General features: G+C 66.6%; 18 protein-coding genes. 8 read left to right on the forward strand and 10 right to left on the reverse strand.

What is annotated here, in order from left to right:
- Window positions 1-31 precede the first annotated feature (31 nt).
- The 3 genes from GobsT_RS33975 to GobsT_RS33985 form a co-directional block, all read right to left on the reverse strand.
- A complete protein-coding gene (locus tag GobsT_RS33975) occupies window positions 32-595 on the reverse strand; it encodes a hypothetical protein (protein ID WP_010036670.1) in 564 nt (187 codons plus the stop codon).
- 13 nt (window positions 596-608) lie between these two features.
- Window positions 609-1,538 carry an NAD-dependent epimerase/dehydratase family protein gene (locus GobsT_RS33980; protein ID WP_010036669.1) on the reverse strand — a complete coding sequence of 310 codons (930 nt, stop codon included), beginning with the start codon at window positions 1,536-1,538 and terminating at the stop codon, window positions 609-611.
- 195 nt (window positions 1,539-1,733) lie between these two features.
- Window positions 1,734-2,147: a hypothetical protein gene (locus GobsT_RS33985; protein WP_010036667.1), complete on the reverse strand. Its 414-nt coding sequence runs from the start codon at window positions 2,145-2,147 to the stop codon at window positions 1,734-1,736.
- Between the two features lie 182 nt (window positions 2,148-2,329).
- Here GobsT_RS33985 and GobsT_RS33990 point away from each other — a divergent pair, with 182 nt between their 5' ends.
- Complete coding sequence (locus GobsT_RS33990) at window positions 2,330-3,676, forward strand: c-type cytochrome (RefSeq protein ID WP_010036666.1); 1,347 nt, start codon at window positions 2,330-2,332, stop codon at window positions 3,674-3,676.
- Between the two features lie 199 nt (window positions 3,677-3,875).
- Here GobsT_RS33990 and GobsT_RS33995 read toward each other — a convergent pair whose 3' ends face one another.
- The 4 genes from GobsT_RS33995 to GobsT_RS34010 all read right to left on the reverse strand — a co-directional run bounded on the left by GobsT_RS33995 (window position 3,876) and on the right by GobsT_RS34010 (window position 8,008).
- Window positions 3,876-5,600, reverse strand: coding sequence for a putative ABC transporter permease subunit (locus tag GobsT_RS33995; protein ID WP_010036665.1), 1,725 nt, complete (start codon window positions 5,598-5,600; stop codon window positions 3,876-3,878).
- Window positions 5,601-5,641: 41 nt separating this feature from the next.
- Entirely contained in the window at window positions 5,642-6,391 is a 750-nt protein-coding gene (locus tag GobsT_RS34000) for an ABC transporter ATP-binding protein (protein ID WP_010036664.1), read from the reverse strand.
- A 66-nt stretch (window positions 6,392-6,457) separates the two neighbouring features.
- Window positions 6,458-6,844 (reverse strand): endonuclease domain-containing protein, encoded by a 387-nt coding sequence (locus GobsT_RS39140; RefSeq protein ID WP_197905163.1) that lies wholly within the window; start codon window positions 6,842-6,844, stop codon window positions 6,458-6,460.
- A 285-nt stretch (window positions 6,845-7,129) separates the two neighbouring features.
- A complete protein-coding gene (locus GobsT_RS34010) occupies window positions 7,130-8,008 on the reverse strand; it encodes a hypothetical protein (RefSeq protein WP_010036662.1) in 879 nt (292 codons plus the stop codon).
- 168 nt (window positions 8,009-8,176) lie between these two features.
- Here GobsT_RS34010 and ald point away from each other — a divergent pair, with 168 nt between their 5' ends.
- The 4 genes from ald to GobsT_RS34030 all read left to right on the forward strand — a co-directional run bounded on the left by ald (window position 8,177) and on the right by GobsT_RS34030 (window position 11,627).
- Window positions 8,177-9,280, forward strand: a complete 1,104-nt coding sequence (gene ald / locus GobsT_RS34015; protein WP_010036661.1) for an alanine dehydrogenase — start codon at window positions 8,177-8,179, stop codon at window positions 9,278-9,280.
- A gap of 106 nt (window positions 9,281-9,386) precedes the next feature.
- Window positions 9,387-9,872 carry an HAD family hydrolase gene (locus tag GobsT_RS34020; RefSeq protein ID WP_148087976.1) on the forward strand — a complete coding sequence of 162 codons (486 nt, stop codon included), beginning with the start codon at window positions 9,387-9,389 and terminating at the stop codon, window positions 9,870-9,872.
- Window positions 9,869-10,711: an alpha/beta hydrolase gene (locus tag GobsT_RS34025; RefSeq protein WP_010036658.1), complete on the forward strand. Its 843-nt coding sequence runs from the start codon at window positions 9,869-9,871 to the stop codon at window positions 10,709-10,711. The genes GobsT_RS34020 and GobsT_RS34025 overlap by 4 nt, the downstream gene beginning before the upstream one ends.
- A gap of 76 nt (window positions 10,712-10,787) precedes the next feature.
- Window positions 10,788-11,627 (forward strand): hypothetical protein, encoded by an 840-nt coding sequence (locus GobsT_RS34030; protein WP_010036657.1) that lies wholly within the window; start codon window positions 10,788-10,790, stop codon window positions 11,625-11,627.
- 56 nt (window positions 11,628-11,683) lie between these two features.
- Here the strand turns inward: GobsT_RS34030 and GobsT_RS40210 are convergent, their stop codons facing one another.
- From GobsT_RS40210 to GobsT_RS34040, 3 genes are all read right to left on the reverse strand, one after another.
- Window positions 11,684-12,121 carry a hypothetical protein gene (locus GobsT_RS40210; protein WP_232068439.1) on the reverse strand — a complete coding sequence of 146 codons (438 nt, stop codon included), beginning with the start codon at window positions 12,119-12,121 and terminating at the stop codon, window positions 11,684-11,686.
- 85 nt (window positions 12,122-12,206) lie between these two features.
- Window positions 12,207-12,836, reverse strand: a complete 630-nt coding sequence (locus GobsT_RS40215; protein ID WP_010036655.1) for a hypothetical protein — start codon at window positions 12,834-12,836, stop codon at window positions 12,207-12,209.
- Window positions 12,837-13,008: 172 nt separating this feature from the next.
- Entirely contained in the window at window positions 13,009-13,233 is a 225-nt protein-coding gene (locus GobsT_RS34040; RefSeq protein WP_148087977.1) for a hypothetical protein, read from the reverse strand.
- A gap of 145 nt (window positions 13,234-13,378) precedes the next feature.
- On the opposite strand from GobsT_RS34040, the gene mutL reads away from it, so the two are divergent.
- From mutL to GobsT_RS34060, 3 genes are all read left to right on the forward strand, one after another.
- Window positions 13,379-15,574, forward strand: a complete 2,196-nt coding sequence (mutL, locus tag GobsT_RS40220) for a DNA mismatch repair endonuclease MutL (RefSeq protein ID WP_010036653.1) — start codon at window positions 13,379-13,381, stop codon at window positions 15,572-15,574.
- Window positions 15,575-15,678: 104 nt separating this feature from the next.
- Window positions 15,679-17,745, forward strand: coding sequence for an outer membrane protein assembly factor BamB (locus tag GobsT_RS34055; RefSeq protein WP_010036652.1), 2,067 nt, complete (start codon window positions 15,679-15,681; stop codon window positions 17,743-17,745).
- A gap of 71 nt (window positions 17,746-17,816) precedes the next feature.
- Window positions 17,817-18,515, forward strand: coding sequence for a MinD/ParA family ATP-binding protein (locus tag GobsT_RS34060; RefSeq protein ID WP_029600740.1), 699 nt, complete (start codon window positions 17,817-17,819; stop codon window positions 18,513-18,515).
- Window positions 18,516-18,726 lie beyond the last annotated feature (211 nt).

Below are 18,726 nucleotides of genomic sequence, written 5' to 3' on the forward strand. Positions count from 1 at the left end.
GTGCGGTCCTTGAGTGGGGCGATCCGTCGCGTTACTTCTTGTCCTTCGGTGCCGGAAAACGCTTTTGCTCTTCCCAGATGGGCGGTTCGCCGAGTACTCGCTGCGTGTTCCGCTCGATCACGACCGTTTTCATCGGCTTCGAGAGCACGAGGAAGGCGTAGTGTGCGGTCGTCGCTTCCTGCGCCTTCGAGAGATCAGGGGATGTATCAACGGCCCCTCCCTCGGTTTGGTAGTACAGGTTTTCGTAGCCGATCAGCAGCGCTTCGCCGCGCCGCCGGGGCGTCACCCGACCTTCAGGGGAACCGCCGTAGAAAACGGCCACAACGTAATGCGTGTCAAAGTCGACGTCGAAGCTCTGATCGGCGTCGGTGAAGAGTCGCGCTGCCGCGTCGCCGCGGTGCTCTTTCCACAACTTCTGCCAATCTCGTTCGTTCGCAACGACTTCAAACTTGTTCTTCCGGATCGCGCTGTGCGAACCGGTCAGAATGAGCGTCGGCTTGAACTTGACCTCTTGCGGTTGTTTCGGTTCCTGAGCCAAGCCGCCAAGAACAACCGCGCACAAGGTTATCGAGCCGACTGCGGCGCGAGCGAGCATGGGCACCTCTGGGTCACAGGAGCGTCTTCTGCCACTCCACTTGCTTCGCGAGGCCCTCGTCGGTGCCGGTGGTGGGCTTCCACCCGAGGTGCTTGAACAGCTTCGTCACGTCGGCGCCGGTCGAGAGCTGGTCGCCGGCACGGGCGGGGTGCCGCTCGATGATCGCGGGCTTGCCGATGATCCGCTCGAGCTTCTTGAACACCTCGAGCACGGTGACGAGTTCGCCGCCGCCGAGGTTGAACGCCTCGCCCGGCATCGCCTGCGTGGCGCGGACCGTCGCCTCCACGCAGTCGTCGATGTACGTGTTCCCGCGGACCTGGAGGCCGTCGCCGGTCAGCTTGATCGGCTTCCCTTGTAGGATGGCGTTGATGAACAGGTGGTAGCCCATCTCCGGGCGCTGGCGCGGCCCGTACACGCTGAAATACCGCAGCACCACGCTGGGCACGCCGAACTCGTCGGCGTACACGCGGCACAGTTGCTCGGCGGCCAGCTTGGTGATGCCGTAGGGCGAGCCCGGGCGGGTCGGGAGCGACTCGTCGCCGCTCGCGTACTTGCCGTACACGCTCGACGTGCTCGCGTAAATCACGCGCTTCAGCGTGGGCGAGCCCTTGAGCGACTCCAGAAGGCGGTGGGTCGCGGTGAGGTTGTGGCGGTTGTAGCTGTCGAAGTCGAGCCAGCTCCGCGTCAGCCCGGCCATCGCGGCGAGGTGGAACACCCACTCGGCGCCGGCCGTCACGTCCGCCGGCACGCCCTGCGACAGGTCGAGTTCGCGCAGCGTGAAGTGCGGCTTGTCGATCAGGTGCGCGAGGTTGCGCTCCTTGACCGGCCGCGGGTAGTAGTCGGTGAAGCAGTCGATGCCGGTGACCGCGTGGCCGTCGGCGAGTAACCGCTCGCACAGGTGCGAGCCAATGAACCCGGCGGCGCCGGTGACGATGCAACGCATGGTGAGCTTTCCCCCGCCGCAAACTGTAACAGGGTGCGGAAGCCACATTCAAGCCCGACCGGATCAAGCTAAAAGGCAAAAGTGAAAAGGCAAAAGGGAGCGGCCGCAACCTCTTCCTTCTTGCCTTTCAGCGTTTGCCTTACGCCGCAGGCGGTTCCCTTTTGCCTTTTCACTTTTGCCTTCTGCCTCAAGCGGTCACTTCTTCTCGTGCAGGTCGATGAAGAACTTGTTGCCGTCGTTCGTGAAGACGTACTTGTGGGCGTCCTCCCAGTCGTGGGCCGGGGCCGCGCTCCGCTTCAGCGCGTACTCGATGAAGAACGGCTTCTGCTTCGGGTCGAACTCGGAGTCGAACCGTACCCGTAGCGCGGGCGACTTGTTCTCGTTCGCCTTGCTGTAGGTCCACCAGTGCAGCCGCGTTTCGCCGGGCTTCAGTGTGGCGGTGTGCCACGGGTCGTCGCCCCATTTGTACTGGTAAGTGATCGTGTGCGTGCTCTTGTTCTCGATCCCGGTCACCGCGAACCGGTTGGCGGCTTCCGCCGTGCCGGGGCTGAACAGTGTGGCGGCGAGCGCGACCGGCGCGGCCAGAGCCAAAAGAGTTGAGCGAACCATCGGGGTGCTCCGTTCGGAGGTGAGGTGTTCGGCACAGTTGCTTGTTCTTCCCGCTGACACCCCTGTGACGCACCGGCGCCGCCCGCTTGCGCCGCCCTGTTTGGTGCCGCCCGAGTTTGCGGTTGATTGGAGCCGGGCCGGGCGGCGGGTAGAATGGCGCCGGCCACTCGCAGGAGGAAGTGATGACACGGTTCGCCGTCGCGCTGCTCGCGGTTTCTGTTGCGACGCCGGCGGGCGCCGCGGAGAAGGCTCCGGCGCCCGCGGAGCGCGGCTACCAGGCGCTCACGCGCACCGCGTTCATACCGGCGTTCTGGACCCGGCTCGCGCTGCCCAACGCCTGGAAGAGCTGGGACGTGGGCGAGCGCCCCGCGGACTACGACCGGGCGGTTCTGGAGCGCTACGGGTTGCACGCCGCGCCGTACCCCAACGACGGCCTACCGATGGGGCTGCGCAAGGCACCGTTGCTCCTCAACACCGGCGTCGGCATCGACTGCATGCTGTGCCACGGCGGCTCGATCTTTGGGAAGAGCTACGTCGGGCTCGGGAACAGCACGCTCGACATTCAGGCGCTGTTCGAGGACATGGCGCGGGCCGAGGGACTGACGCCGAAGCTGCCGTTCACGTTCTCGAACGTCCGCGGCACCACCGAGGCCGGTGGGTTCGGCGTGTACCTGCTCGGGTTCCGCAACCCGGACCTCAGCCTCCGCACCCCGCGGAAAGAATTGGGGCTGCACGACGACCTGTGCGAGGACGTGCCCGCGTGGTGGCTGATGAAGAAGAAGCGCACCATTTACTACACCGGGGCCACCGACGCGCGGTCGGTGCGCACGCTGATGCAGTTCATGATGCACCCGCTCACCACCGCGAAGGACTTCGACAAGCACGAGCCGGCGTTCCGCGACATCTCCGCATACCTCGCGAACCTCGAACCGCCGAAGTACCCGTTCCCGATCGACGCGGCGAAAGCGGCCAAGGGCGAATCGCTCTTCAAACAGCACTGCGCCACGTGCCACGGCACCTACGGTGCGAAGTGGACGTACCCGAACAAGGTGATCCCGCTCGCGGAGATCGGCACCGACCCGGCGCGGCACCGGGGCATCAGCGCCGACTACGGCAAGGAGTACTCGGAGTCGTGGTTCGGGAAGGAGGAGAGCGGCGGGTGGTTCGTGAACGGGAAGCGGCTCCGCTGGACCGACGGCTACCAGGCGCCGCCGCTGGACGGCGTCTGGGCCACGGCGCCGTACCTCCACAACGCGAGCGTGCCCACCCTCGACGGGGTGCTGAACTCGAAGGGGCGGCCGAAGCTGTACACACGCAGCTACAAGACCGACGAGGCGAACTACGATCCGGTGCGTGTGGGCTGGAAGGTGACCGAGTTGGGCGCCGTGCCCGGCAAGCTGAGCGCGCACGAGTCGCGAAAGATCTACGACACCTCGAAGCCCGGTCGGAGCAACGCCGGCCACACCTACGGCGACGACTTCAGCGCCGATGAGCGCGCCCAGGTGATCGAGTACCTCAAGACGCTGTAACGCTGGTTCAACATGGAGGCAGTTTTTGACAGGATCGACAGGATGAACAGGATTTAAGACAAGCACTGTTCTGTTGTCTTTGAAATTCTGGTCATCTTGTCGATCCTGTCAAAAACTGCTTTTCTCCTGTCTGCTTTATCCTGAAGTGCTGCTGACACCTATTTATCCTGTCAGAACTGCTTCCACTCCGGTTCCGCGCTCAAAACTCCATCTCGCGGAGCGATTTCGCCCCCGCGCGGAGCGGCAGCACCGCCGCCGCCGCGCCCAGAACCAGCCCCACCGGGATGCCCGCGTACACCCACGGGTTGATTTTGGCCGCCCCCGCGGTCGCGCCCTTCGCGAGCTGGGCCACGTGGAACGGCACCACCATCACGCCGATGACGGCGACCAGGAACGCGAGCCCGGTCACCATGTTCACGGTGCCGCCGAACCCGACCACGATCTTCGACGGGTCCGTCTCGCGGAACGTCGGTAGGTACGCGCCCAGGCCCACGTTCAGCGCGCTCAGCCCCAGGGCCGCCACCGCCACCGCCACGGCGTGCAGCGCCAGCCCTTCGAGCGGCAGCCCGAGGAGCGCGTCGCTGGTCAGGATGAGCGCCTCGGCCACGACCAGCGACCCGGTCGCCGCGAACGCGAACTTGCCCCACAGGATCTGGTCGCGGCTCACCGGGGTGAGCCCCAGGATCCAGAACTTCCGCCCCTCCAGCGAGATCAGCGGGAACACGAACCGGCTCAGCCCGGCGCACAGGAGGATCGCCGTCCCGCTCAGGTTCATGAGGCTAATGGCGTACTTGTCCATGATGCCGAGGTCGGCGGAGTAGTACTGCCGGAAGTTGCTGGCCCCGATCAGCATCAGCACGCCGAAGATGGCCAGCACGGCCCACTGGGTCGGGTCGCGCCGGAAGGTGCGAAAGTCCTTCACCACCAGCACGCGCGTCCGGCGGTCGAGGTAGCACACCAGCGCCTCCATGAGCCGGTCGAGCGGGCTCGTCTTGTAGACCTTCTTGTCGCGCCCGAAGGCGGAGAGGCGGTCGTAGGCGGTGCGGTACACGCGCTTCGCGACCCACGCCGCGCCCAGGAAGCACAGCAGCCCGTTGCTCCACACCTGGGCCAGCGGGACGAGCGCGGCGGCGAGGTCCCCGCGGGCCGCGGCCATCACGCCGCGGGTCATCCAGTGGCTCGGCGAGAACCCGCTGCGGAGCAGGTCGAACTGGCCGATCAGGTCGTCCAGCTCCCGCCCGCTGCTCACCAGCGACCGGCGGAACCCCACGAGAATTCGGTAACCCCAGAACAGCAGCCCGGCGGCGACCACGAGCCCCACGAGCGCGAAGAACTGCTTGCGGTTCCGCGGCATGTACCGCACCAGCAGGAGGCACCCCGCGGCCGACACCGAGCCCGGCAGGATGACGTACCCGAGCAGGTACAGCGGCAGCAGCGGGTAGAAGTACCACGGCACGCCGGACATGAGCCCGTAGGCCACGAAGATGGGCACGCCGAGGATCACGAAACCCCACGAGCTGAACGTTACCGCGGCCTGGAACTTGGTGACGAAGATCTGGTCGGCGCGGGCCGGCGAGCACAGCAAGAACCGCGCCTCGGGGCTGGTGAACAGGCTTGCATAGAGGATGATGCCGGTCGAGAAGATGAGCATCGTCCCGAGCGTGAAGAACAGCAGCTCGAAGAGCGCCTCGACGATGGCCCCCTTGAACGGGATGTTGTTCACCCGGAGCTGGTTGAACAGGTACAGGCTGACCGCGAACGTGAACGCCGCGACCACGGCGCTGGTGGCGATCATGGTGACGAGCCGCACGCGGCCGTTCTCGAGCGCGACGCGCAGCCCGTTGCGGAACAGTTGCAGCCGCAGGCGCCGGAACAGGGCCGCTTGCGCGGGCGCCGCCGGCCGGGCGTCGATGGTTGGGGACATGGGCCACCAGTGGGTGTGAGGGGCGGGCCGGGTCAGACGCGCTACGCGAGGGGCAGCGCCGGCTGCGGCGCGTCTTCCTCGGTGATCTTCATGAACAGGTCTTCCAGGCTGCCGTCCATCGCGGCCTGTTTGCGCAGGTCGGTCAGTGTGCCGCACCCGAGGAGCGTGCCGCGGTCCAGAATCCCGATGCGGTCGGCGAGCTCCTGGGCGATGTCGAGCGTGTGCGTGCTGAGGAACACCGTCATCCCCTCGGCCGCGAGCCGGCGGAGCAGCGTTTTCAGCTCGCGGATGCTCTTCGGGTCGAGCCCCACGGTCGGTTCGTCGGCGATGAGCAGCTTGGGCTCGTGCACCAGCGCCGCGGCGAACACGGTGCGCTGGCGCATCCCGTGCGAGTACCGCTCGGTGAGGTCGTCCACGAACTCGTTGAGGTGGAACAGCTCGATCACCTCCTCGATCTTGTCCGCGGACCGGCCCGGGGGCATTCCGTACAGGTCCGCGGTGAACTGGAGGAACTCGCGGCCGGTGAGCTTCTCGTACAGGAACGGCTGGTCGGGGACGTAGCTGACGAGCGCGCGGGCCTGGTCGCCCTGGGCGCGCACGTCGAACCCGCCGATGCGGACGCTCCCCGTGGTGGGGAACAGGAGCCCGCAGAGCATCTTGATGGTGGTGGTCTTCCCGGCCCCGTTCGGCCCCAGGAACGCGAACAGTTCGCCCGCGGGCACGTGCAGGGTAAGATCCCGCACCGCGACCTTCGGGCCGTAGAGCTTCGTGACGGTGTCGATTTGGATCATGGTAAACTCGCTCCGAAGACCCACCCCCACCCCTCCTAAAGGGAGGGGAGCGAGACAGGCGGGCACTCATCCGGCCGGTGATCCCGTAGCTGCTGCGATGCGTTCCGCACAGGCCGCGGCGATGCGATCAAGGACGGTCGTGATGCTCTCGGTCACATTTTCGTTGCGGAACCGCAGGACAAGCAGGCCGAGCATGGCGAACGCCTGATCGCGAGCCGCGTCGTACTCGACCTGGGTGTCGTGAACGCCGCCGTCCACCTCGACAACGACGCCGGCGGCGTGGCAGTAGAAATCGGCGACGAACCCGTGAACGATCTGCTGGCGGCGGAAATGGAGGCCGTTTAATTTCGACGCACGGAGGTGCGACCACAGGACTTGTTCGGCCGGAGTCATTTCGCGGCGGAGCCGGTACGCGAGTTCGCGCTTGGCCGGATCAACGGCTTGTCCGGTCACGAGGTGCGGCACGGGCGGGCGGCGCGAAGAACCTACCCCCCCGGCCCCCCTCCCTAAAGGGAAGGGGGAGTCCGGTTGGCTCGCCTCCTGCGCACCGGACTCGCTATCGGCGCACGAAGGTTCATACTCACCTTCTGCCCCGGGAAGGGTGGGACGCGTCGCACCTGCTTCTGGCGCGCCAGGTTTGCTATCGGTGCACGAAGGTTCGATCTCCCCCCTTCCCTTTAGGGAGGGGGGGCCGGGGGGGGTAGGTCTTGGCGCCCGGGGCTTGCGTGCACACATCCCTCAATCCTCCCGCTCGAACCGGAGCGCCTCACCCCCCTCGAACGCCTCCTGGCGCAGCACCTTCCCGTCGCGCACCTGGACCCACGTGCGGGCGATCGCGTCCTCCTTGCGGCGGTACTCGATCACCCAGCACGGGATGTCCTGGTTCTGCCAGCTCAAGACGCGAGGCTCGCCCGCCACCTCCGCGAGCAGCGGCTCCTTCGGCTTCGCCGCGCCGAGCGGCAGCCCGCTCTTGGCGAGCTGCTTGCGAATGAGGTCCGCGAGCGCGTCCTGGAGCGGGTTGTACTCGTGAACCACCCACGAGCGCATCCCGCCGTGTATCCCCGCGATCCGGTTCACCGGCTGCAACGGGTTCAGCGGCTGCCCCTGCCGCACCGGGACCGGTTCCAGATCGGCCTCGAAGTCGCCGAACGAGCTCTTCACCGACCCGTGGCCGGTCAGCGTGCCGCCGCTGACGGTCCCGCGGACGTCGATCTGCCCCCCGAACCGCGACTTGCCCGCGACCACTTCCAGCTTCCCGCTCAGCGCCTGCTCCTTGAAGTCGCCGGCGCGGGTCATGCGCACGTCCGAGGTGGCGTCCGGTACCTCCAGGGCGACGCCGCCCTGTTCGAGCCGGAGCTTGCTGTACCGGTAAGTGAACTGGAACTCGTCGGTCGCGTCGTCGTACTTCATCAGCGTGGTCAGCTTCCCGATGGGCTGCCCGTTGCGGTACAGGGTCCACTTCGCGGGGACGTTCTGCTTCGCCTCGTCGGCCAGTTCGATGGCGACCGGGGGCGGCCCGGACGCGAACAGCCGCGGCCACACGTCCCGGTACGCGACGTACCCGGTGGTGGCGATCCAGAACGCGACGATCCCCGCGACGGCAATACGCGGCGGCATGAGGTCACCTGCGACAGGAACCGGCGAGACGTGGCGCCTTCCCAATCCTAGGTAACTGACGGCGCGGGGGGCAACCGATTTCATCATGAGAGCCGCGCGACTTGATTCACTCCCCCGCAGCCCCACAATGCCTCTACACACCTCTCCGTTGAATTTCCGAGGCCATTCATGATTGTCGGCGTTCCGAAAGAAGTGAAGCAGGACGAGTACCGGGTGGCGATGGTGCCCGCGGGCGTGGAAGAGCTGACCCGGGCGGGGCACACGGTGCTCATCCAGAGCGGCGCCGGCGCGGGGTCCGGCATCAGCGACGACCAGTACGCCGCGACCGGCGCGCAGATCGTGTCGAACGACGCCGAGGTGTGGGCGCGGGCGGACCTGATCGTGAAGGTGAAGGAGCCGATGCCGTCCGAGTGGCCCCACATGCGCGCGGGCCAGACGGTGTTCACCTACTTCCACTTCGCGGCCGACCGGCACCTGACCGAGGCCGTCCTGAAGTCGGGCATCACCGCCATCGCCTACGAGACCATCCGCGACGCGAAGGGCACCCTGCCGCTGCTCACCCCGATGAGCGAGGTGGCGGGGCGCATGAGCATCCAGGAGGGCGCGAAGTACCTGGAGCGCCCGTTCGACGGCCGCGGCATCCTGCTCGCCGGCGTCCCCGGCGTGCCGCCGGCCACGGTTTCGGTCATCGGCGCGGGGGTGGTGGGTGCGAACGCCGCCCGGGTCGCGGCGGGGCTGGGCGCGAACGTGTTCATCCTCGACGTGAACCTGGACCGGCTGCGGTACATCGACGACGTGATGCCGCAGAACGTGACCACGGTGTTTAGCAACCGGCTGAACATCCGCGAGTGCCTCCAGTTCTCGGACCTTGTTATCGGGGCGGTGCTGATCCCGGGCGCGAAGGCCCCGAACCTGGTTACGCGGGACGACCTGAAGTACATGCTCCCGCGGGCGGTGGTGATCGACGTGGCGATCGACCAGGGCGGGTGCTTTGAGACGAGCCGCCCGACCACGCACGCGAACCCGACCTACATCGTGGACGACATCGTTCACTACTGCGTCACGAACATGCCCGGGGCGGTGGGCCGCACCAGCACCTACGCCCTCACGAACGTGACCCTTCCTTACGCGATGCAACTGGCCAGCAAGGGGCCGGAACGGGCCGTGAAGGAGAGCCCGGCGCTGCTGGCGGGCGTCAACATCAAGGCCGGGAAGGTGACGAACCAGGCCGTGGCCGAAACCTTCGGCCTGGAGTGCGTGCCGGCCGTGTAAGGCAAATGAAGGAACATCCGCGGCGCGGGCGAGCACAGTACGAGCGACAAGCCTGTCTCTGTTGCATCGAACCGCGCTCGCCCGCGTCGCGCTGCGGATCGAAATCATGTCCGACCTCGCCCGACAGCTCTTCGGCGCGGACGCGCCGCCCAAACGGCTGGCGCTGATCGTCGATCTTGACGACACGGTCTGCACCAGTTTCGCGTGCCCGCTGCGTGCGGCGCTCGACGTGCTCGCGCGCCTCCACCGACAGAAGGTCGAAGTTCACTACGTCACAGCCCGTACCGACGTGAGCCGCCGCGGGACGGAGGACTTCCTGGCGGAGTACCGCCTGCCGGGCTACCGCAACGTCCACTACTGCCCCAACTGGAAAAGCCCCCGGCGCCACAAAGCCGAGGCCCACGCGACCCTCGCCCGCGAGTACCGGGTGATCGCCAGCATCGGCGACACCGACGAGGAGGAGGGCGAGGCAGCGCGGCTCGCGGGCGTGCCGTTCGTGCTGGTCGACCGCGACAACCCGTCCACAGCCTGGGCGGCGCTCGCGGATCTGATCCTCGCCGCCGAGGGGTTCATTGTTGAGGAGAGTTCGTGAGCGAAGCCCCGCAACGCTCACTCTGGCGCCGGGCGCGCCGGTGGGCCGTGCTCTTCCTGATCACCTACCTGGGGATCGTCATCGTGTTCTGGTTCCTCGAACGGCGGCTCGTCTTCGTCCCCACATCGACCCAGGAGGAGTGGCTGGAACCCGAAGACCGCCGCTCGCAAGATGTGTCGTTCGACTCGGCCGACGGAAACAAAATCGCGGGGCGCTGGATTCCGCCGGAGACGCCGCACCACGGGGCCGTGCTGGTCGCGAACGGCAACGGCGGCAACCTCACACACCGCGGCGGGCTCGCGGCCGATTTGCGCCTGGCGACCGGCGCCGGGGTGCTGCTCTTCGACTACCCCGGTTACGGGAAGAGCAGTGGCACACCCTCCGAAAACGGGTGCTACGCGGCCGGCGAAGCCGCGTACAAGTGGCTCACAGACGAGCAGAAGGTCGCCACGAGCCGCATCATTCTGTACGGCGAATCGCTTGGCGGCGGAACCGCGGTCGAACTGGCTACGAAGCGCGAGCACCGGGCGCTCGTTCTCATCTATACCTTTACCAGTCTGCCCGACGCCGCAAAGAACCGCTTCCCGTTCCTGCCGGCGAAAACGCTGATGCGCACCCGGTTCGACAACCTGTCCAAAATCGCGAAGTGCCCGCGACCGGTGTTCTTCGTTCACGGCAGGGCCGATACGGTGGTGCCGTTCAGCCACTCGGAGCAGCTCTACGTCGCGGCCAACCAGCCGAAGGAGTTCGTGCGACTCGACGGCATCGGGCATGTGCGGCTGCCCGGCGAACTGTACCTGCCGGCGCTGGTATCGTTCCTGAACCGACACGCCCCCTGATTGCCCTTCGCGCCGGTTTCGGTTCGCGTTATGTGCATGCCACTCATGGCCCATTTCCGGCCCGGGAGGCTTCAGCATGACGCGGTTCACGGTGTTCGCTCTTGCGTTCCTGGGCGCGGCGCCCGTTCTGGCGCAGCCCGCCCCCGCGGCGCCGCGGTTCAAGTGGGAGGCCGGGAAGGTCCACACGTACCGCGTCGTCCAGCAGACGATCGTGAAGGAAACGGTGCTGGACGAGAAGAGCGAAAAGCCGGTCGCGACGGAGGCCAAGACGAGCCTCGTTCTCGTGCGCAAGTGGACCGTGAAAGACGTTGACAAGCAAGGCGTTGCGACGCTCGAAATGAGCATCGCGGAGATGAAGCAAGAGTTCCGCCAGCCGGACGGGAGCACCACGACCACCGACTCCGCGAAGCCCGAGGACGCGAAGGCGATGGCCGAGTACCTCAACAAGCCGATCGTCACGGTCCGCATTGATGCGCAAGGCAAACTGGTCGAGGTGAAAGAAGCGAAGGGCGGGGCCGCGGCGCGGCTGCAAGCGGAGCTGCCGTTCCGCCTGGTGCTGCCGGACGCCGCTCCCGAGGCGGGCAAGACCTGGGACCGCCCGTTCGCGTTCAAGCTCGACCCGCCCGCCGGCACCGGCGAGAGCTACGACTTCACCCAGAAGTACACCAACAAGGGCACGAAGGACGGTTACCTGATCGTGGGCGTGGAAACGGCGCTGAAGGCCCCGCCGAAGACCACCGGCGAGCAGGTGCCGCTCGTCCCGATGCTCTGGACCGGTGACGTGTACTTCAACACGAGTGCTGGCAAGTATCAGGCGTCGCGCCTCAGCGCGAAGGCCGAACTCGCCAACCACCAGGGCGAGGGCACCAAGTTCGTGTACGAGAGCACCTACGCCGAAGACTGCCTGGACAAGTGACCTGCGAACACCCGCACATTCACGAACCGCCGGCCGCAAGGTCGGCGGTTCGGCGTTTACACAATCGGCTGCACAGGTGTTGTCAAAGCTCGGACGGCATTCGCGCCGTGGGCAGGCCATTCACGATGGGGGGCGCCTTTGTTTTGGTTGCCGCTTTGCGACTGACAGGTCTCTTTTTCGTCAGCTAATAACCGAGCAGTCGATACATGTTTTCTCGTGTATTCTATGCGCTCGAGTTTATTTTTTGTGGGCATTCGCGCGGGTGCTTTTTTAACCTTGTTCAGGTTAATCTTCTCGGCCCAGGCGCGCAGCAGTTGGTCCAGTTCGGCGCCCGACATGGTTCCGAACGCGGCCCATTCGGTGGGCGGGAGGGCGATCATCATGCCCGTGTACACGGTCGCCAACTCGAGGGCCATGTAGTACCCGGGCACCTGGCTCGCGACCACATCCGCCCCATGTACCGCCCGCCTCGCGGCCTTGAGCACCGCCAGCACGTTGTACCCACCACTTCCACCGCGAACCCGAACAGCGCGGCCTTCGGATACCCGCGTGTGTTCACCTCGCACCGCCGCGCCACGGTCAACTCGTGGAACGCGCCTTCGATGGCCACCGACCCCGATACAGGACCGCCACCACCGCCGCGACCGCCTCGTCCTCCGGCACGTCGGCCAGGATCTCGATCTCCGCGTCCCCGTCTCCGGTCGGATGGTCCAACCGCACCCGCACGCAGCGCACCCGCGGCACCGGCTCCCCGCCCACGCACACCCACACCGGTCGCTCGCTCACCCACCCGGTATCGGTGCGCACTTCCGGGGTCCATTCCCCGGCCGGGTCGAGTGTGGTGGTCCCGTGTCGGCGGATCGCGAAGAACGCATCGTGGCACCGATCCGCCACATGCCGCACCAGCTCCGCCGACACCGCCGCCTCGATGTTCTGCAGCTTCTCGTACACCGACTTCAGGGAGGCCGGGATCCGATCGGCCATCTGCTGATACGCCGACTGCACATGATGCGCCTTGCCGCACACCACCGCACCCATCAGCTCCACCACCGTGGAGAACAGCAGCTCTCGCGTGTACACGCGCTCCGCCACCCGCGCGAACAGCGCGTCCAGGGCCGAAGCCGATAGCACGTGCTCGATGCTGGCCCGTGACATGACGTTCAACGGGCTCTCGCTAATGAACCGCTCGAGCACCGCGCCAAGAATCATGAGGCCGCCCGTCCATAGAGCGCACTAATCGTTCCCTGGAAACACCTTGCAATTACGGACGGCACCGTGAATGGCCTGCCTCGGGTGCCTCGTCGGCTTGTACCTCGCAATTGGCGGCTCCACGTTCCTCGACTTTCAGGCGCTTTTCGGCCACCGGTGACCCATCGACGGGTCACCGGTCCTTCGTCCGCACGTCTACATCGACCTTGCGGTCCTTATCGTTGGCTCCCTTTCCGCGCCCCTGAATGTCAACATCCGCGCCGGGCGTGCGAATGCGGATATCGGTTTCTTTTTCGCGTGCAGCAGGGGGCGTGCTCGGCGCCGGTCGCTCACACCCAACGAGCATAACGAGCGCAAAGGTAGCGGCAGTTAGAACCGTGGCGCGAACCGGCTTCATTTGTGGCTCCTGCATATCGATGCGTTCTCAAAACGATGGCCCCCCGGCCACGACTGCAACCGGCGCGCCGAACCAACTGGGGTTCACTTTCGCCCCGCCAGAACGCGATACTAAATGCGTCGCCTTCTGTGCCCGCAGGTTCTCAATGTCACGCATCCGCCAACTGCCACCCGACGTCGTCAACAAGATCGCCGCGGGCGAGGTGATCGAGCGCCCCGCGTCCGTCGTCAAGGAACTGCTGGAGAACTCCATCGACGCCGGCGCCACCCGCATCGACATCGACCTCGACGCCGGCGGCACCGAACTCATTCGCGTCGTCGACGACGGGTGCGGGATCGACCCGGACGACCTCGCGCTGGCGTTCTCGCAGCACGCCACCAGCAAGCTCACCACCGCCGACGACCTGTTTCAGATCCGCACGATGGGGTTCCGCGGCGAGGCGCTCGCGTCGATCTCGGGCGTCGGGCAAATAACGCTCCAGTCGCGCACGCACACGGCCGCGAGCGGGTGCGAGGTGAAATGCGACGGCAACGGGATCTCCGACCCGCGCCCGTGGAACGGCGCCCCGGGGACGCGCATGGAGGTGCGGCACCTGTTCTACAACGTGCCGGTGCGCAAGAAGTTCCTCAAGAGCGTCGCCACCGAACTCGGGCACGTGTGCGAAACGGTCACGCGCCTCGCGCTCGCGCACCCCGCGCTCCACATCACGCTGCGGCACAACAACCGGCTCGTGTACGACATCCCCGGCAGCGCCGGCCTCCTGGACCGCATCGCGCTGTTCTTCACCGGCGAGGTGCGCGACGCCCTCTACGAGATCGATTCCGGCGACGGCCCCATGCGGCTCCGGGGCTACATCGCGGACCCGAAGTGCGACCGCGGCAACTCGAAGCTCCAGTACCTGTTCGTGAACGGCCGCTGGTTCCGCGACCGGAGCCTGTCGCACGCCCTTCAAGAGTCGTACCGCGGGCTGCTGATGGCGGGCCGGTACACGATCGGCTTCTTGTTCCTCACGCTCCCGCCCGACAAGCTCGACGTGAACGTTCACCCGACGAAGTCCGAGGTGCGGTTCCAGGAGAACTCGCTGGTTTACTCGCTCGTGCGGGCCACCATCAAGCAGCGGCTGCTGAAAGAGAACCTCATCCCGCACCTGACGGTCCCGCAGGGCATTGAGGACGGCGCGCTCGCCGAGGAGCCGGAGCCGAAGATTGAAACGCCGTCGCTGTTCACTTCGCCGCGGCGCGAGCTGGCGGAGCAGACCCTCGCGCCCTGGGAACTCGGGGCGGCTGCGGACCCGTTCTGGCGCACGCCCGCTGGCGTTCAGGTGCGCGAGGCACCCGCGGCGCGAGAAGCGGAGCCGGTTCGCACCAGCACGCCGGTCCGGCCGGCGTCATCGTCATCGTTCGGGCCGTCACTGTTCACATCGCGCGTGACGGAGCCGCCCTCACGCCCGGTTCCGCCGCCGTCACGCGCAGCGGTTGTCGAAGCGCCAAGCGAAAGACCTGCGGCTCTCACCTCCTCCCCCTTTGAAGAGCAAGAAGAATCTGAGCCGTCCCCCGTTGACCGCTCTGAAGAAGAGGAGAACACAGACATCGCGCCGAGCGAGTTCGACGCGCAAATCGCGTCCGAAGCGCCTCCGGCCCCCGCTCGCCAATTTGTGAGCGCTCCGCCGATGGAGCAGATTAGCCCCGGGGAGCCGCAAGAAAGCACACCGGCTCCCGCGCCACCAGCGCCAGCGAGCACCGCGCCGCCCGTTGCGGGCGCGCCGGCCGGTTCCAGTTCTGCGATTCAGCTTCACGACTCGTACCTCGTGCTCGAAACGCCCGACGGAATGCTGGTCATTGACCAGCACGCGCTGCACGAGCGCATCCTGTTCGAGCAGCTCCGCCGGCGCATCCGCGCGGGCCAACTCGAGGTGCAGCGGCTCCTGATCCCCGAGCCTGTCGACTTGCCCGCCGAGCAGGCCGCGCTCGTACTGGAGTGCGCCGACGCGCTCGCCGAACTGGGGCTGGACGTGTCCGATTTCGGCGGCAACACGATCCTGCTATCGAGTTACCCCACACTGCTGGGACGCAAACCCCCGCACGTCATCTTGCGCGGGGTGATCGATCACATCGTCACGCAGGAGCGAGCCCCCACAAAGGAAGCGCTCCTCCACCTGCTGATGGCGACGATGGCGTGTAAGGCCGCGGTGAAGGCCGGTGACAAGCTCTCACCGGAGGAGATCACGTATCTCCTCCGACTGCGCGAGATGGCCGAGGACAGTCACCACTGCCCGCACGGGCGCCCGACATCACTCCTCTTCAGCCGCGCCGAACTGGACAAGCAGTTCCGGCGCACGTGAGTCCCTGCTCCAGCGACGGTCGCGGCTCGTGTAACGGGCGGGTGGGCTTCCGGGCGGCGTTCGGTTACACTCAACCGGACGCCGCCCCGAGGAATCCACTCGCTATGCGCTTGTTGATCCCGCGCTTCGGCGCCCTCGCGTTTCTCGCTCTTCTGGCGTCTGCCTTAGTGGCTCGCGCGGCCACAGCCGCCCTTTCCCCGCTCGAACGCGCCACCACAGACCCATCGTTTACCGCCACCGGAGAGCCCGGCTCGCTCGCACTGTTGGGCGTGATCCCTTCGTTCGTGCTGGTCGGTCCGCTGGCGGTCGTCGCGGCGCTCTTCCCCGGAGTGTTCGCGCGCCTGGCGATCGGCATGAAACGCTGGCGCGCGTTTCTCGTCGTCGCGAGTCTGAACAGTACCCTCGCACTCGTGTACTTCGCACTCGTCACGTACCGCCCGCATTGGCTCCCGCCGGGGAGCGGGTTCGGACCCGCCGCAATCGCCAGTTACTTCACCCTTTTCGCGCTCGTCGGGTCCGTGTGGGCCGGGTGCCGGTACCGGCGGATGGCGGCCGCCGCGCCCGAGGTCACCGCACCGCCGGACCGCACTGAGATTCTCGCGCTGGCCGGCTTAACAGCCTTTGCGGCGCTCGGTACGGTCTTGACCGCTCTCTTCGCGGGCTGGGACAGCACCCTCCGCGTACCGATGCGCGAGTTCACGTTCATTGGGTTGGCGCTGCTCGCCGCCACGCTGTACGCCGGCTACCGCGCACTGACCCACCGCGCCGACTCGGACGCAGGCGGTTGCGCGCCGGCCGTGCGGCTCAGCCTTCCCGGAGAAGCGGTCGCGCTCGGAACGCTCGTGCTGTGCGGGTTCGCAACCGTGTTACTCACGAGCGCCCCAACCAGCGGTCCGGTCGCGACCGGCACCGAAACCGGCGACGCCGAAACGGTTTTCGGGCCGCGCCTCGTGGGAGAGCCCGTTGCGATCGCGGCCTTCGAGTTGGAGGGCAACAAGAAAGAGAAGGTGTTCGGTCGGGTCATGTCAAACCTCGCCCTCGACGGTGAGCGTCTCGTGTTCGGCACTAGCGCGAGCCCGGCCGACGGGCGCATGCTCTGCATGAACCGCGCAACTGGAAAAGTGGAATGGGCGCTCGACGACCCTGACTTGAAAGCGGTGTTCTGCACGCCCACCGTGGCAAACGGAAAGGTGTACTGCGGCGAGGGAATGCACGAGGACCGCGGCCGGCGCCTGTTCTGCGTCAGTGCCAGCACCGGCGTTCCCGTTTGGAAGGAGCCGTTCAAAACCGCGAGCCACACCGAAGGGGCGCCGGCGGTCGCGGGCGGTAAGGTGTACTTCCCGGCCGGCGACGACGGGCTCTACTGTGCCCGCGCCGACACCGGCGCGCCGGTGTGGCAGCTCAAGGGGGGTAAAGAAACGGGCATCCACATCGACGCGGCGCCCGTGGTGAGCAACGGCACCGTGTTCGTCGGCAGCGGGCTGTACTCCTACGTCGCAGTCGCGCTCGATGCCGTTACAGGGGCGGAGAAGTGGCGCACCGACCTCGGGCTGCGTGTGTTCGGTCAGCCGCTTGTGAGTGAGGGGAATGTGTTTTACGGCGTCGGCACCGGAAACATGGGCGCCGACGTGTGGCACTACGACGAAGAGGGCGCGGCGCGTGACACGGAGGCGGCTGGGGCCGTGTGCTGTCTCGATGCGACGACCGGAAAGGAGAAGTGGCGGTACCCGTTACCGCGGTCGGTTCACACGGGGCTCGCCGCCGACGCGTTCTCGATCTACGCCGGCTGCCGCGACGGGTTCGTGTACGCGCTCGATCGGCGCACCGGCAAGCTGCGCTGGAAAGCCGGCATCGGCAGTTCGGTCACGAGCGCGCCGGCGGTAGCCGCGGAGGGCGGGTTCCCGGTAGCCGTGTACGCGGTGTCACGCGAAGGACGGATGTTCTGTTTGAACCCGCAGACGGGAGCGGTGGTGTGGTGGCGTGGCGAGTTACCTGGCTACAATTGGGCCGGGCGCGACGAGAACAACGTTATGTGTACGCCCCTGGTGATCAGCACCGTGACGAGCACCGGAAGCAAGCGAACGATCTACTTCGGGGCTCATCAGACCGACCTGAACCCGAACGTTCGCCACGTCGCGGTGTTCAAGTTCGAGGACGTGATCGGAGAGTGACGGTCCGCCGATTCAACGGCCCGAGGCACGCACCGCGGTCGTCGCCCGGGTTCCGCGTTCAGGTTTCACCCATGCACAAGATTGTGTCCGTCCACTCGCCGGCCGGCGCCAACAAATGCGACCCGACCGCCCACATCGCCGCGGCGGTCGCGCGGCTGGGAATGCGCGTCGGGGTAATCGAGATCGGTGCCGCATCAACCGGGTTACGTGCCCTTTTCAACCTCGATCCCGGCCTAATCACCCACACCTTGGGCGATCACCTGACCGGCCGATGCGCACTTCGGGACGCGGCGTACCGCGTCTCTCTCGCCGGAGGGGCCAAGGCCGGGAGCGTACACCTGATTCCGTCCGGCCCGTTCTTGGTTGGTTACGACGCCGAAGCGATCGGCGACGCTTTAGGGACAATAGCCGACGCGCTGTCCTTCGATTTCCTGTTTGTGAACGCACCGGTGGGACTGGACGAAGACGCGCTACTGATCGCGGCCGCAGCCGATTGGGCGGTGCTGGTGCTGCGCCCGAACCGGCAAGAGTACCAAGCCGCCGCGGTCGCGGTTGAGGTGGTTCGGCGGTTAGGTGTCCCGCACGTCGCGCTGGTACTCAGCGAGGTGCCCTGCTCCCTCGACCATCCCGTGCTGCAACGGGATCTGACGCACGCGTTCGGAGTCGAACTGGGGGCCGTCTTGCCACTTGTGAGTGAGTCACCCGGGCCGGCCGCAGCGCATCTCCCGGAGCACTCACTGGCACGAGTTATCGCCGCCCTGACCGCATAGCTCGTATTGGTTGGAAGGCGTCTCCAGTCGTCTCGGCCGTGGTGGCCGGATGCTGCACGCTCGTTGCAGCCGAACCGCCCACCACGCAAGCAATACGGATTGCTGTTGCTGGCCCCCTGACGGTGCGCGGGAACCGCCCGGGCGAAGAACACGGTGCTTGCAATCGATCGCGGAAAGGGTGAGGCGCCGAATTTCCCGTTTGCTGTGCCCG

Source organism: Gemmata obscuriglobus (assembly GCF_008065095.1).
GTDB classification, from domain to species: Bacteria; Planctomycetota; Planctomycetia; order Gemmatales; family Gemmataceae; genus Gemmata; species Gemmata obscuriglobus.